The sequence below is a fragment of the Pontibacter sp. LHS1 genome (assembly GCF_058932855.1).
Window position 1 is genome coordinate 778,589 of record NZ_JBZYWF010000001.1, and the last position, 13,435, is coordinate 792,023.

The following is a 13,435-nucleotide window of genomic DNA, read 5'->3' on the forward strand; positions in this document are numbered from 1 at the left end:
AATTTCGTCAAAGTGCCCGCAAGGCAGGCTTTTCAGTGGCCTGTGGCAGGTAGTAGTTTGCCAGCGCCTCAAAGGCCGCTACCTGCTCCCGCTGCCATACTTCGTCGCGCTTGAGTTCACGGGCCAGAACAGCGGCTACAACAGGTGCCAATTTCTGGGCAGCACGGGCATGCAGGAACAGCACTCTTAACCGCCGCGCCAGCACATCTTCCACAGTACGGGCCATCTCGTGGCGCACCGCCCAGACTACTTCAGCCAAGGTATAACCAAAGTCAGGGTGCAGCTTCTGCGCCAGCTCTGGCTCCGACCGCATCAGGGTTTTTAAGTCAGGCGCATCGCTGCCATAGGCTGATAGCCCGGACGGCAGGGAGCTGCTCCTGCTGCTTTGCGCAGATATAGCACCATGGATAGGCAGCTTTTTGGTAAGGCAAGGTATAGCCGGTAGACCCGCTACCCGGATAGCTGCGTTCACGGTTTCTTCGGCCATCTGCCGGTAAGTAGTCCACTTGCCGCCAGTAATAGTGATTAACCCGGAAGGAGCCACCAGCAACTTGTGACTGCGGGAAATCTCTTTTGTGTTACCTGTTTTACTGTCGGGAGCGGCCAGGGGGCGCAGTCCGGCATGTACACTTAGCACATCCTGTCGTGTTGGAATTTTCTGTAGATAAGCACCTGCCGTTTGTAGAATGAAGTTAATCTCAGCATCGAGTGCCACGGGCTCCAGGCTCAGCTCCTGCAGCGGCGTGTCGGTGGTGCCGACCAGCACCTGGCCTTGCCAGGGTATGGCAAAAAGCACGCGACCATCAGGCGTTTCAGGTATCATCAGGGCCGTATCGCCTGGCAGAAAGGACTTATTAAGCACCACGTGCACACCCTGGCTGGGCATCACCAGTGGTTTTTGGGCAGGCTGGTCCAATTGTAAAATCTCGTCCACGTACACGCCTGTGGCATTCACGACCGCTTTGGCCTTTAAGGTATAGGGTTCACCGCTTTCGAGGTCCAGTGCTGCTACACCGGTCACTTTCCCATCGGCCTCTTTGAATAAGCCAGTCACACGAACATAATTCAGCACCGTGCCGCCCTGTTCGGCACAGGTTTGAGCGATGTTCAGGGCCAGGCGGGCATCGTCGAACTGCCCGTCGTAGTACACAATGCCGCCTTTCAGGTTTTCGGACTTTATAGTAGGCATCTGCTCCAGCACGGTTTTGCGGCTCCACCAGCTGGTACGGCCCAGGCTATACCTGCCCGCCAGCAGATCGTAGAGCGTCAGGCCAGTGCCGTAGAAGAAACGTTGCCACCAGCTGTAACAGGGAATGACGAAGGGCTGCACCGACACCACGTGCGGGGCGTTGCGCAGGAGGAGACCCCGCTCCCGAAGCGCTTCGAACACCAACCGGATATTGCCCTGCGCCAGGTAGCGTACCCCGCCATGCACCAGTTTGGTGCTCCGACTTGAAGTACCCTTGGCAAAGTCGGACTGTTCCAGCAAAAGCGCCTTATACCCACGAGAGGCAGCATCAAGGGCAGTTCCCAGCCCCGTAGAGCCGCCGCCGATCACGAGCACATCCCATTCGGGCACTTCAGAGAGCTGGCGCAGCATGACTTCACGGGTAAAGGGTATGGCCGGCATGGCTTTTCAGGTATAGTGTATAGGATTCCGGAACATAATTGCCCCATCAAGATAAGTAATTTTCACTTCATAAATCCTTTCTAATGACAGGTTTCGAAAGGCGCTGCGCAAATCAAAGCACACAGTGCCGTCTTCCTTACAGACATGCACCGCCATCATGCTTCACTCTAAATTATCAGGGAGAACGGTGTGGAATCAACACGAAAAATCGCTAACATTATACCGCTTACAAACCCTATCATGAAATACCCTTACCCAACCCTCCGCTTACCGTTTCCCATACTTTTATCTGTTCTCTTAATTGGCTTGTCATCCTGCCTGCAGGAAGGCAAAACCACCCAAACGCAGTCGCCAGTCGAAGTCGCTATACCTGTTGCTTCGGATGCACAGGACAGTGCTATACCTGCGCCTGACATCCTGACTTTGCAGGCAGCTATGCCTGAACAATCGGCTCAGCCTGCAGCTGTTGTGACCAGTTCCGTAGCCGATGCCGAGACCATCATTGCCCGCAAGCAGATACCGATTTTGTGTTACCACCAGGTGCGTGACTGGCGCGAGAAGGACTCCAGGCAAGCCAAAGACTACATTATACCTGAAGAACGTTTTAAAGAGCACATCAAAATGCTCGCTGACAGCGGGTACCAGACTGTGCTGCCCGACCAACTAATGGCTTACCTGACCACAGGCGCTCCGCTTCCCGAAAAGCCCGTGATGCTCACCTTCGACGACATCAGCCTGGGACAGTACACCGTGGCCGCACCTGAACTCGAGAAGTACGGTTTCAAGGGTGTGTTCTTTATCATGACGGTGTCGCTGGGCCGCCCCAACTACATGAGCAAGGCGCAGGTAAAGGAGCTTTCGGACAGAGGGCACGTGATTGGCTCGCATACCTGGGACCACCAGAACGTGAAGAAATACCAGGGCCAGGACTGGGTAACGCAGGTGGAGAAGCCTTCGCGGCAGCTGACCGAGATCACGGGCAAACCGATAGAATATTTCGCCTACCCTTTTGGGCTCTGGAACCCTGAGGCTATACCTGAACTCAAACAAAGGGGCATGGCAGGAGCTTTTCAACTCGCCGGTAAGCGTGATCCGCAGGACCCGCTGCACAGCATCCGGCGCATTATCGCCAGCGGGTATTGGAGTGCGCCATCTTTGCAACGGGCTATGATCAACAGTTTTTAAAAAACCCTACCCGCCTCTCTTCAGTTTGATAGTATGCCACACCTCTACCATGATGCAAACAGACGAGAAACAAATCCAGGAGATGATCACGCAGCTCGACCGGCTGCACCACGACGCCCTTGAACTGGAAAAGAAATTTGCCGGCGCCATCAAAAACGTGCATCCGTCTTTCCGGAAAAGTGCCCGCAACCTGCTGCACTACCTGTCGCTGCGGCAGCACGATATCCGGCAACTGCAGGAGAGCCTGTCCCGCATGGGACTGTCGTCGCTGGGCCGCGCCGAGGGGCATGTGCTGGCAAGTCTGCAGGCCGTGCGCGACATGCTCTGTCAGTTGCACAGCTGTGAGGTTATCAAAAAACCAGTTCCTGTTTCATTTGATGAAAGCAGTGACTTACTCGAGAAGCACACCAACGATTTGCTCGGGCCCTCACCTAGAAAACACGGCACCCGGATCATGGTCACCTTCTCAACCGACCTGGCTCATGACCATGAATTGCTGAAGCGCATGTTACTAGCCGGTATGGACTGCGCCCGCATCAACTGTGCCCACGACAACGAGCAGGTATGGGAAGCCATGGTACAATCCGTCAGAAAGGCTGAAAAAGAAACGGGCCGAAACTGCAAAATACTGATGGACCTGATGGGGCCTAAACTGCGTACGGGTCCGCTCAAACCAGGTCCTGCCCTGCTCCCCATCCGCCCCATTCAGAACGAACTGGGCCAACTCGTGTCGCCTGCCAAGGTATGGCTTGCACCGCACGGTGAAGAAAGTGAAGTACCTGTAGATGCCAGCCTGCCACTCGACGAAGGTTGGGTAGCGCAGCTGCAACAGGGCGACAAGCTGAGATTCAGGGACACCCGCGGCCGCAAACGCACCTTCACCGTAATGCAGCGCAAAGGAAAAGGTGTGATTGCGCACCTGTTCAAGACCTCTTACATAGGCACTGGCACCGAACTTACTATCAAAAAAGAAAGTGCCCTGGAGCGCTCCGCCAAGGTAGGCCAGCTGCCTGCCAGCGAAGCACCCATCTACCTGCGCAAAGACGATCTGCTGGTACTCACCAAGGAGCAAACGCCCGGTGAACCCGCCCTTTACGATGCCGAAGGCCACATCGTGAAGCCCGCACACATAGCCTGCACCTTGCCTGAAGTGTTCAGCCGCGTGAAAGTAGGGCAGCCGATTTTGTTTGATGATGGCAAAATTGCGGGCACGATCATGGAGGTCAATGAGGATAACCTGCTGGTGAAGATTACGGAAGCCAAGGAGTCTGGCAGTCGCCTGCTGTACGACAAGGGCATTAACCTGCCAGAAACCAAGCTGAATCTGGAGGGCCTGACGCAACAGGACCGCCATAACCTGGCTTTTGTGGTAAAGCATGCTGATGCGGTGAGTTTGTCGTTTGTGAACCAGCCTGAGATGATTGAGGCGCTGCACCAGGAGCTGAAAGAGCTGCAGGCTCCTCAACTGGGTATCATGCTCAAAATAGAAACCAAGGAGGGCTTCCGCAACCTGCCCCGGTTGCTGCTTACCGTCATGAAAAACCATCCTGCCGGGGTGATGATCGCCCGTGGCGACCTGGCCGTGGAGTGCGGCTGGCAGCGGCTGGCTGAGGTGCAGGAAGAGATTTTGTGGCTCTGTGAAGCAGCGCATATACCCGTGGTCTGGGCTACGCAGGTACTGGAGTCGCTCTCTAAAAAGGGCCGACCGTCACGTGCCGAGATCACCGACGCTGCCATGTCGCAACGGGCCGACTGCGTGATGCTCAACAAAGGACCTTACGTGCTGCGGGCTATCGAGCTCCTGGACGATATTCTCAAGCGCATGCAGGAGCACCAACACAAGAAAACATCCATGCTGCGTTTGTTGCACGTATCGGAACTGGAGATGCCCACCAACGATGCTGACAAATAAACCCCGACAGGTATAGCCGCTAACCAGTTATACCTGCACCCGAAACCCTTGACTATGAAACAGGCCCTGACGCTTCTTTTTTTTTATCGGCCTATACCTCTGCACAGCCCCCTATACCTTGGCGCATACTTATTACCTCAGTTCCAAAGGCGATGATGCCAACCCAGGCACTTCCCCTACTGCTGCCTGGCGTAGCATTGCCAAAGCCAACAGCCACAGGTATAGCCCGGGCGACACGCTCTTGCTCGAAGGTGGCCATACCTTCGCGGGCGGGCTCTATTTTCATCCTGACAATTTCCAGGGCAAAGGCGCTCCGTTGGTCATCAGTTCTTTTGGCGAAAGCCGCGCCACCGTTGACGCCGACACGAGCTATGGCCTGTATGCGCACAATGTCGCCGGTATAGAAATCCGCCAGCTCAACTTCAAAGGCAGCGGCCCCGACAGCAACAGCAACAACGGGATCCTTTTTTACAACGACCTGCCCGGCAATGTAAAACTGGCGCATATCGTGATTGACCAGGTAGAAGTGACAGGTTTTCGAAAATCAGGTATTACGATTGGATCCTGGAGTGGCAATAGCGGCTTTGAGGAGGTGCGCATTACCCGCGCTGTGGTGCACCACATTGGATCGGAGGGCATCAACACCTGGGGTGAATTCGACCAAAACAAAAAAGGCTATGCAAACCGCAACGTGTATATCGGCAACTGCCATGTGTACCATGTATACGGTCTGCCCCTGCCCGACAAGCACAGCGGCAGTGGTATTGTGCTCTCAGACGTAGACGGCGGCACAGTGGAGCACAGTGTCGTGCACAGTTCCGGTATGGGCAACACAAACTGCGGTGGACCAGTCGGCATCTGGGCCTGGGACGCCAATAACGTTGTTATCCAGTACAACGAAGCCTACAACATCAGCGCGGGCAGTGGCTGCGACGGCGGTGGCTTCGACCTGGACGGGGGCGTCACCAACTCTGTGATCCAGTACAACTACTCCCACGACAACGACGGAGCGGGCTTCCTGATCGCGCAGTTTGAGTGGGCACGGCCGATGCACAACAACATCATCAGGTATAACATCTCTGAAAATGACGGGCGCAGAAATGATTATAAAGGCATTACACTTTGGGTGGCCGACCAGCACCACAACGGCGGCAACCGCGACTTGCTGGTTTACAACAACACCGTGTTTGCTGACCAAGGTATAGCACCCACGGGAGGGGGTGTGCTTTTCAAAAGCGGCCAGCACCACAATGTGCGGTTCTTCAACAACATCTTTTACACCCGCAACGGCGCCCCTTTGCTAGTTGCCGCTGACACGGCAGCGCTCGACGTGCTCTTTCAGCACAATGCCTGGTACAGCGAAGACAGCCGCTACGCCTTTGTGTGGGGCGAAAACAGGTATAGCTCACTGCAGAATTTCAGACAGGCAACAGGCCAGGAGCGCATGAACGGCAATCCGACAGGTATAGTGGCCGACCCACTGCTGCTGGCTCCCGGCACAGTTGGCGCCTTGGGCTACCCGCTCGATCTGCAAACCCTGCATGACAGGTATAGCCTCCACAAAAAATCGCCACTTATCAAAAAAGGTATAACCGTGCCGCTTCCTCCCACTTTTACTCCTGCTACGAAGGATATTTTAGGAAATGAGATCAACCTTAATGACCAACCAGACATAGGCGCTATCAGTCATCACCACCCAAAGTGGTTGCAGTGGCTGAGACAGATTTTCAAAGGTTAATATTAGAGCAGTCCAAGTGTTAAGCAGTAGCGTGGCACTTAGTAAAAAACCGATATAAGGATGAATATACAGGAGATTCTATGTATATTACCTAGGTGGTTCTTGTAACCTATACTTACATCTATACCTGTGTAAAACCTATGAAATCTTTCAGCTTGTCTGGAATTATCGCTGTAGCTCTGGCTGTGGCAGGATTTGTAATTAATATCGGTCACTTCTTCGAAAGCAGATACATCGGCTGGGCATTGATAGGAGCAGGCCTGGCGCTGGCGATAATCAGTACGTGGGTAAACATCCGGAAGCACAAGCGGTAAGGAGATAAAACTTGATCAGACATATACTGAAAGGCGAATCGCCCTATAAGCATCTAAACGTCGTAGCGACGTTTACAAAATAGCTAACATCACAACATGACATTTGATACGCAACCCACATTAGAAAACGACAAAGCTATCCTATACCCTTTGCAGGATAATGACTTTGAGGCGTTGTATGCGGTGGCGTCTGATCCTAAGATATGGGAGCAGCACCCTAACAAAGACCGCTGGCAAAAAGATGTATTCAAAACCTTTTTTGATGGCGCAATTCAAAGCAAGGGAGCGTTTAAGGTGATTGATAAGGCAACAGGTCAGATCGCGGGCAGCACCCGTATATACGATCACAACGCACAAGACAATACCATCCTGATCGGCTACACTTTCTACGCCACAGCCTACTGGGGAAAGGGCCTTAACCATGCTGTAAAAGCACTGCTGCTGGATTACTTATTCCAATATGTTGAACAGGTATTTTTTCACATCGGCGCCAGCAACGTTCGTTCCCAAATAGCCATCGGTCGGCTGGGTGCTGAGAAAGTTGCTGAACAGCAAGTTGCCTATTTCGGAGAATCTCCGAAATTAAATTACGTATATAAAATCGCGAAGGAAAAATGGCAAGCCGGTACACAAGCCATATCCTAAGCTTAATCTGATATTTGAAGCTTGTTTCATTTGGTGCGTTCTACTGACCACCACATATATGTAAAGACCCTGCTATGAAAAAACTTATCTTCTCTTTCCTCTTTGCCGCTTGCAGTCTGCAAGCCTTTGCACAACAAGAGCTTATTCACCCTAAAGAGCGGCGGCAGCAGGGCATATTATTGCAGCAGCCCCAGCCTTACATCGAAATTGCTGGGAGGCAGGTAACACAGCCAAGCCTGGCCTTGATAGCAGCCAGGCACATTGAAAGCGCTGAAGTGCTGAAGCATGAAAAAGCCACAGAGAAATTCGGCAACAAAGCCAAAGACGGGGCTGTCATTATGCACATCAAGCCAACGGTAGAACTTGCCACTCTAACCGACATCTATACCCACTACCGTATACCTGCCGACCAGCAGAACCTGAAAGTGGTGATCAACAATCAGGTAGTAAAAGACACCAGCCTGATTTTAGCCAACCTGGAACAGATCGAAAAGGTAGAAGTTGTAAAACAGGACATCACAGCCCCTGTGCGCTGGAGCCTGAACGACGAAGAAGAATTTCTGCACATTACTTCTAAACCTCAGACCAAGCAATAGACACCATGGACGGCACAAAACGCAGCAACATCAAAATTGGCTCCCATGTGAACATCGTGCTTAAAGAGGACCAACGCACCGGTGAATTGACCGAGGGCTATGTGGAAGCAATTCTTACAAAGTCGCCGAACCACCCGCATGGCATCAAAGTGAGGCTCGAAACAGGGGAAGTCGGCAGGGTAAAGGAGATCTTAGAAGAAGATTAGAACTCCTAAATTCATAAGAGTCCTTCGTCAGCAAAGCTGTAGTAGTCGTTATCGGTAAAGATGATGTGGTCGAGGATGGGCAGGTCCAGAAAAGATCCGGCTTCTTTCATCTTTTTGGTGAGGGCGATGTCGGCGCCGCTGGGTTTGGTGTTGCCGCTCGGGTGGTTGTGCACCAGAATGAGGGAACTGGCCAGCTGCTCGATGGCCTTTTTGAAGATCATTTTCGGGTCGGCCACGGTGCCAGCCACTCCCCCGCTGCTGATGCTTTCCTTTTTCATCACTACGTTAGCACGGTTCAGCAAAATCACCCAGAACTCTTCGTGTGGCAGGTCGAGCAATTGGGGCTTGATATAGTTGTAGATGTCGGTGGAGCAGGTGATGCGGGTTTTGGCAGCAGAAGCGGTTTCTTTGCGTCGGCGACCCAGTTCCAGCGCACTCACGATTGAAATAGCCTTTGCTTCGCCTATACCTTTAATCTTTGTAAGGTCCTTCACTGTCAGTTTGGCCAGCTCGTTCAGATCGTTGCCCACGGCCGCCAGTATCAATTTGGCTACGTCCACAGCAGTCAGTTTTGGGGTGCCAGAGCCGATCAGGATGGCAATCAGCTCGGCATCGCTCAGGGCGGACTTGCCTTTGAGCAGGAGCTTTTCGCGCGGACGGTCTTCTTCGGCCCAGGTTTTGATGTTGAGGTTGGCGGTATCGTATGCCAAAAGTGCAGACGTAGCTTCTTCTTTCACTGCGGTACAGATTTTGTTAGAGAAATGATTGCTAAGTGAATCTGTTTCACCTGAAAATAGTTCAGAGTATGTAGGCGGTTTGCTTACTTTTTTATCATAATATCCAATTTTAAACAAAAGCTGCCACGGCCTGTTCCTAAGCAGCTATTACCATACAACATGCAACGATTCTTTTCAATAGGAATAGTCATTTTCATCCTATTCCTGGTGGACTTTTATGTCTTTCAGGCCATTAAAACAGTCAGTCAGAACCTCTCGGCCAGTACTCAGCGCATTATCTATATTTTGCACTGGGCTGTGTTTGCCATTACGGCGGGCACCTTTGCACTGGCTTCGTTTACACGTGGCACGCCGCCAGACGCCTTTAAAACATACCTGGCCAGTACGCTTTTTATCATCTTCGCCTCTAAACTGGTGATTGTGCTCTTCCTCTTCGTGGACGATGCGTTGCGCCTGGGTAAATTGGTGTTCAACAACGTGAACAGCGGAGAAGCAACCTTCGACCCTTCCCGCAGTAAGTTCCTCAACCAAATGGGCTTGCTCGTGGCAGCGGTGCCGTTCTCGGCTTTTATCTATGGTATGGTGAAGGGCGCTTATGATTACCGCGTGAAACGTGTAATACTCCGCTTCCCAAACCTGCCAGCTGCTTTTGAGGGCTTCAAGATGCTGCAGATCTCAGATATGCACACAGGTAGCTTTACCTCTACCGAGCCTTTAAAAGAGGCTGTCCAACTTATAAACAAACAGGAAGCCGACCTGGTGTTCTTCACAGGTGACCTGGTGAACAATGTGGCCACAGAGCTGATGCCGCATGTGGACACGCTGAAGGAAATCCGGGCGAAACAGGGCGTTTTCTCTGTGCTCGGCAACCACGACTACGGTGACTACGTGAGCTGGGAGAGCCGCGAAGCGAAGACGCAAAACCTGCAAACCCTGATTGACACACAGCGCCGCATGGGCTGGGACGTATTGCTTAACGAAAACCGCCGCATCGAAAAAGACGGGGAGCACATCTCGATCCTGGGTGTGGAGAACTGGGGCAACCGGGCAGGCTTTCCGAAATACGGTGACCTGGGCAAGGCCTACACAGGTGCAGAAAACAGCCCATTCAAAGTGCTGCTTTCGCACGACCCTTCACACTGGGATGGTGAGATCAACCAGAAGTATGATGATATAGACCTGACTCTCTCGGGTCATACCCATGGCATGCAGTTCGGGGTGAACATACCTGGTTTAAAATGGAGCCCGGTGCAGTATGTGTACGAGCAGTGGGCCGGTCTGTACAAGCGTGGCAGACAGCATCTGTATGTGAATACCGGGCTTGGCTTTATCGGTTATCCGGGTCGTGTAGGCTTCCTGCCCGAGATTACAGTTTTTGAACTGCGAAGGGCTTAAGTATTAATCGAATATCCTCATCACCAAAAGAGCCGGTCTGTAGATCGGCTCTTTTTTTATTCATCAGGTACAGCAACACAACAACTATACCTTCATATATATTTTATCATATTTGCCTACACTTAAAATTTGCACAAAACAACCCTCACCTCACAATAAATTTCGTTTTCCCAGGCACCCTCTATACCTGCCTACGACAATAAAAACAATATTTATTCCCCTTACAAGAGCCGACTTCGACTAGCACGATATAAACCTATCCTACTGTGCACCGTAAAACACTAGGGCAAGCCATATTTGTTTTATACTATTTTAAAACAAACACAAGAGGCTTTATCAGGTTTAATTTAGATTATTATAGAGATGAAAAAGGTATTTTATTCAATAGCAATAGTTAGCGCCATGATGTTTACAGCCTGTTCCGAAGATAAAGGAACAAGCTTTGAAACAGCAGACGCAAATCATGACGAAAATGTAGACCAAAGCCACATCAGAGGCTATGGGGAGGATTTGACAGCTGCCAATATGGAAACAGGAACGGATGTCGATTGGCGACAGAACGCTGAACGCGCCTCAAGCCAGATGGCAACAGACCTGCAGCTAGATCCGGAAACCCAAAATCGTGTGCAGCAGGTGTTGTATGAACGCGAGAGACGAATGAGTGAGCTGAATAACAGCCAGTATAACTACAACGAAACAAGACGTATGGGTGGACAGGCCAATAATGACACTCGCAACGACACGAGCGACAACGAGGCCATTGGGATGCACAACAGCAGAGCCAATACCAATGACGCCAGCATGAATGCTGGAACCAACATAAATGAAGGAAGCACCATGAACGACGGCACAACCAATATGGGTAATGCAGATGCCGGTAACATGAACCAAGGTATGAGCCAAAATGACCTGGATGCCGAACGTAATTTGATCACAGCTGATACTGACCGTGAGCTACAGTCGATCCTAACGCCTGAGCAGTACAGGCAGTACGAACAAAACCGTAGTAACTATATGAGCTCAGGCAGCAACCAGATGAACAATTCCGGCAACATGAATAACTCAGGCAATACGAATAGTAGCGGTACCGTTCGCCCGAATGAAATGCACAACAGCGGTCATCTGAAAAGTTCCGGCCTGAATCATGAAGATCAGACCGGTACTGAACGAACCATCAGGCAAGACAAAAATGCCCAAAACCGTGGCAACAACGACCCTGATAATCATTAATAGAGAAACAAACAATTTGAAATACCGTACATAAAGTACTGAAAGCCTGTAGCGCCCGTAGCTATGGGCTTTCGCTTTTAATGCCCACTTTCCGTTAAATTTTGTAATTTAGCACCATACTGCTGCGCTGTTATATATTTTGGCAGTGGCATACTTTTTTGCCTTTTCCGGCGTATTGACATTAACTCCTTGCCACCGCTGAAGTGGCCTCTGCTGTAACATGCCCTTATACCCGCTACGACTACTGCTTCTTTCTGTCCTGTTGCTTGTGAGTGCACTTCCGGCACTGTCGCAGCGCAATATACGCGTGAGCGGTACCGTGCTCGAGCCTGACAAAACCACCCCTATACCTGGTGCAGGCGTTATCCGCTATGGCACGAACTATGGTGTTATTTCTGACGCAGAAGGCAAGTTTCTCATCGATATCGACCAGAGCGATACGCTGCTGATCCGTGCCGTTGGCTTTAAGCCCCTGCTATACCTGCCCCGTAACCTGCCCGTTTCAGAGCTCCGCGTCAACATTGTGTTGCAGCCTGACAGTGTGATGCTCGGCGAAGTGGAGATCACCAGCCGGCCATCCGAAGAAATGATACAGCGGGCGCTGCGCAACATGAAGACAGAGGAGCCGGAGTATGTAAAGCGCAAAGGCTACCGTCCTGAGCTAGAGCCCGGTCCTCCGCCACCTCCTGTTGCCCCCACCCCACTCAGCCCTATTTCACTGCTATATGATATGTTTTCAAAAGAAGGAAAGCAGAATCAGAAACTGCAGCAATTGCTCCTGATTCAGGAATTGAAGCGCCGCAGAGAGGAAAAAGAGAACTACAACCGCTTTTTTAAGGACAACACCGGCTACGAAATAGACCGGTAAGTCACCCTTTCCTAAAATTTGATTTTCGCCAAAACCATTTGCTTGTGCGTAGGTTAAGGTATAGCCATACCTCTATACCTTATGAAAATCGGATATCCCTGCATTAACGAGACCCTGGACTGTTCCTCTTCCCGCACTTTTCGGTTAGCCTCTTACTCTGAAGAGCGCTTGATTCAGACAGTGGAGCAAAACCTGAGCTGTTTGCGCCGCATACTGGAATTCAATGTGGAGCATGGGCTGTACTTTTTCAGGCTCACGTCCGATCTGGTGCCTTTTGCATCGCACCCTGTCAATACCTACAACTGGCAGGAACACTTCAAACTGACCCTCCGCCGGCTCGGTGATAACATTAAGCGTCACAACCTGCGCATATCCATGCACCCCGATCAGTTTGTGGTGCTCAACTCCCCTACCCCCCAAACGGTGCAGAACAGCATAGCCGAACTGGTATACCAAGGGAGCGTCCTCGACCTGATGGGGCTCGACACCACTGCCAAGCTACAGATACACGGTGGCGGTGCCTATGGTGACAAGGAATCAGCCCTCAATCGCTTTGCAGAGGTATACCACACCATGCTGCCTGAGACGGTAAAGGCCCGCCTCTGCGTAGAGAATGACGACCGTACCTACAGCCTCACCGACTGCCTGGTGCTGCACGAGCTAACGGGTATGCCTATTATTTTCGACAACCTGCACCACGAGTGCGTGAACAACGGTGAACCAATGCGGGAGGCGGTAATGCTGGCTGCCCAAACCTGGCAACCCGAACGAGACGGCGTACTGATGGTAGACTACAGTGCCCAATCGCCGGGAGAGCGCAAAGGCAAGCATGTGCAGAGTATCGGAGAACAGGCTTTCCACGATTTCCTGGTAGAAACCGAAGGCATCGACATGGATATCATGCTGGAAATAAAAGACAAGGAAGCCAGTGCGCACAAGGCAGTGGCTGTGGCAAAGGCGCTGGGCAGAATATAGGCTG

The 13,435-nt window shown here is 51.7% G+C and carries 13 protein-coding genes; 11 read left to right on the forward strand and 2 right to left on the reverse strand.

Annotated features, from left to right (window positions below):
- Window positions 1–7 precede the first annotated feature (7 nt).
- Window positions 8–1,630, reverse strand: a complete 1,623-nt coding sequence (locus AC5FXQ_RS03415; RefSeq protein WP_493601084.1) for a glycerol-3-phosphate dehydrogenase/oxidase — start codon at window positions 1,628–1,630, stop codon at window positions 8–10.
- A gap of 240 nt (window positions 1,631–1,870) precedes the next feature.
- On the opposite strand from AC5FXQ_RS03415, the gene AC5FXQ_RS03420 reads away from it, so the two are divergent.
- From AC5FXQ_RS03420 to AC5FXQ_RS03450, 7 genes are all read left to right on the forward strand, one after another.
- Complete coding sequence (locus AC5FXQ_RS03420; RefSeq protein WP_493601085.1) at window positions 1,871–2,815, forward strand: polysaccharide deacetylase family protein; 945 nt, start codon at window positions 1,871–1,873, stop codon at window positions 2,813–2,815.
- Between the two features lie 49 nt (window positions 2,816–2,864).
- Complete coding sequence (locus AC5FXQ_RS03425) at window positions 2,865–4,727, forward strand: pyruvate kinase (RefSeq protein ID WP_493601086.1); 1,863 nt, start codon at window positions 2,865–2,867, stop codon at window positions 4,725–4,727.
- A 118-nt stretch (window positions 4,728–4,845) separates the two neighbouring features.
- Window positions 4,846–6,465 carry a right-handed parallel beta-helix repeat-containing protein gene (locus tag AC5FXQ_RS03430; protein ID WP_493601087.1) on the forward strand — a complete coding sequence of 540 codons (1,620 nt, stop codon included), beginning with the start codon at window positions 4,846–4,848 and terminating at the stop codon, window positions 6,463–6,465.
- A gap of 140 nt (window positions 6,466–6,605) precedes the next feature.
- Window positions 6,606–6,779 (forward strand): hypothetical protein, encoded by a 174-nt coding sequence (locus AC5FXQ_RS03435; RefSeq protein WP_493601088.1) that lies wholly within the window; start codon window positions 6,606–6,608, stop codon window positions 6,777–6,779.
- A 96-nt stretch (window positions 6,780–6,875) separates the two neighbouring features.
- Complete coding sequence (locus AC5FXQ_RS03440; RefSeq protein ID WP_493601089.1) at window positions 6,876–7,424, forward strand: GNAT family N-acetyltransferase; 549 nt, start codon at window positions 6,876–6,878, stop codon at window positions 7,422–7,424.
- A 74-nt stretch (window positions 7,425–7,498) separates the two neighbouring features.
- A complete protein-coding gene (locus AC5FXQ_RS03445) occupies window positions 7,499–8,020 on the forward strand; it encodes a hypothetical protein (protein ID WP_493601090.1) in 522 nt (173 codons plus the stop codon).
- A gap of 5 nt (window positions 8,021–8,025) precedes the next feature.
- Complete coding sequence (locus tag AC5FXQ_RS03450; RefSeq protein ID WP_493601091.1) at window positions 8,026–8,226, forward strand: YwbE family protein; 201 nt, start codon at window positions 8,026–8,028, stop codon at window positions 8,224–8,226.
- 11 nt (window positions 8,227–8,237) lie between these two features.
- Here AC5FXQ_RS03450 and radC read toward each other — a convergent pair whose 3' ends face one another.
- A complete protein-coding gene (radC, locus tag AC5FXQ_RS03455; RefSeq protein ID WP_493601092.1) occupies window positions 8,238–8,936 on the reverse strand; it encodes a RadC family protein in 699 nt (232 codons plus the stop codon).
- 186 nt (window positions 8,937–9,122) lie between these two features.
- Between radC and AC5FXQ_RS03460 the strand changes: the two genes are divergently transcribed.
- From AC5FXQ_RS03460 to uvsE, 4 genes are all read left to right on the forward strand, one after another.
- Entirely contained in the window at window positions 9,123–10,358 is a 1,236-nt protein-coding gene (locus tag AC5FXQ_RS03460; RefSeq protein ID WP_493601093.1) for a metallophosphoesterase, read from the forward strand.
- 363 nt (window positions 10,359–10,721) lie between these two features.
- Entirely contained in the window at window positions 10,722–11,588 is an 867-nt protein-coding gene (locus AC5FXQ_RS03465) for a hypothetical protein (protein WP_493601094.1), read from the forward strand.
- A 220-nt stretch (window positions 11,589–11,808) separates the two neighbouring features.
- Complete coding sequence (locus tag AC5FXQ_RS03470) at window positions 11,809–12,456, forward strand: carboxypeptidase-like regulatory domain-containing protein (RefSeq protein ID WP_493601095.1); 648 nt, start codon at window positions 11,809–11,811, stop codon at window positions 12,454–12,456.
- A gap of 81 nt (window positions 12,457–12,537) precedes the next feature.
- Window positions 12,538–13,431: a UV DNA damage repair endonuclease UvsE gene (gene uvsE / locus AC5FXQ_RS03475; RefSeq protein ID WP_493601096.1), complete on the forward strand. Its 894-nt coding sequence runs from the start codon at window positions 12,538–12,540 to the stop codon at window positions 13,429–13,431.
- Window positions 13,432–13,435 lie beyond the last annotated feature (4 nt).

Coding starts and splice junctions, on each gene's coding strand:
- AC5FXQ_RS03435 (WP_493601088.1), top strand. CDS start 6,606: ATGAAATCTTTCAGCTTGTCTGGAATTATCGCTGTAGCTCTGGCTGTG.
- AC5FXQ_RS03420 (WP_493601085.1), top strand. CDS start 1,871: ATGAAATACCCTTACCCAACCCTCCGCTTACCGTTTCCCATACTTTTA.
- AC5FXQ_RS03465 (WP_493601094.1), top strand. CDS start 10,722: ATGAAAAAGGTATTTTATTCAATAGCAATAGTTAGCGCCATGATGTTT.
- AC5FXQ_RS03440 (WP_493601089.1), top strand. CDS start 6,876: ATGACATTTGATACGCAACCCACATTAGAAAACGACAAAGCTATCCTA.
- AC5FXQ_RS03470 (WP_493601095.1), top strand. CDS start 11,809: ATGCCCTTATACCCGCTACGACTACTGCTTCTTTCTGTCCTGTTGCTT.
- uvsE (WP_493601096.1), top strand. CDS start 12,538: ATGAAAATCGGATATCCCTGCATTAACGAGACCCTGGACTGTTCCTCT.
- AC5FXQ_RS03425 (WP_493601086.1), top strand. CDS start 2,865: ATGATGCAAACAGACGAGAAACAAATCCAGGAGATGATCACGCAGCTC.
- AC5FXQ_RS03450 (WP_493601091.1), top strand. CDS start 8,026: ATGGACGGCACAAAACGCAGCAACATCAAAATTGGCTCCCATGTGAAC.
- AC5FXQ_RS03445 (WP_493601090.1), top strand. CDS start 7,499: ATGAAAAAACTTATCTTCTCTTTCCTCTTTGCCGCTTGCAGTCTGCAA.
- AC5FXQ_RS03415 (WP_493601084.1), bottom strand. CDS start 1,630: ATGCCGGCCATACCCTTTACCCGTGAAGTCATGCTGCGCCAGCTCTCT.
- AC5FXQ_RS03460 (WP_493601093.1), top strand. CDS start 9,123: ATGCAACGATTCTTTTCAATAGGAATAGTCATTTTCATCCTATTCCTG.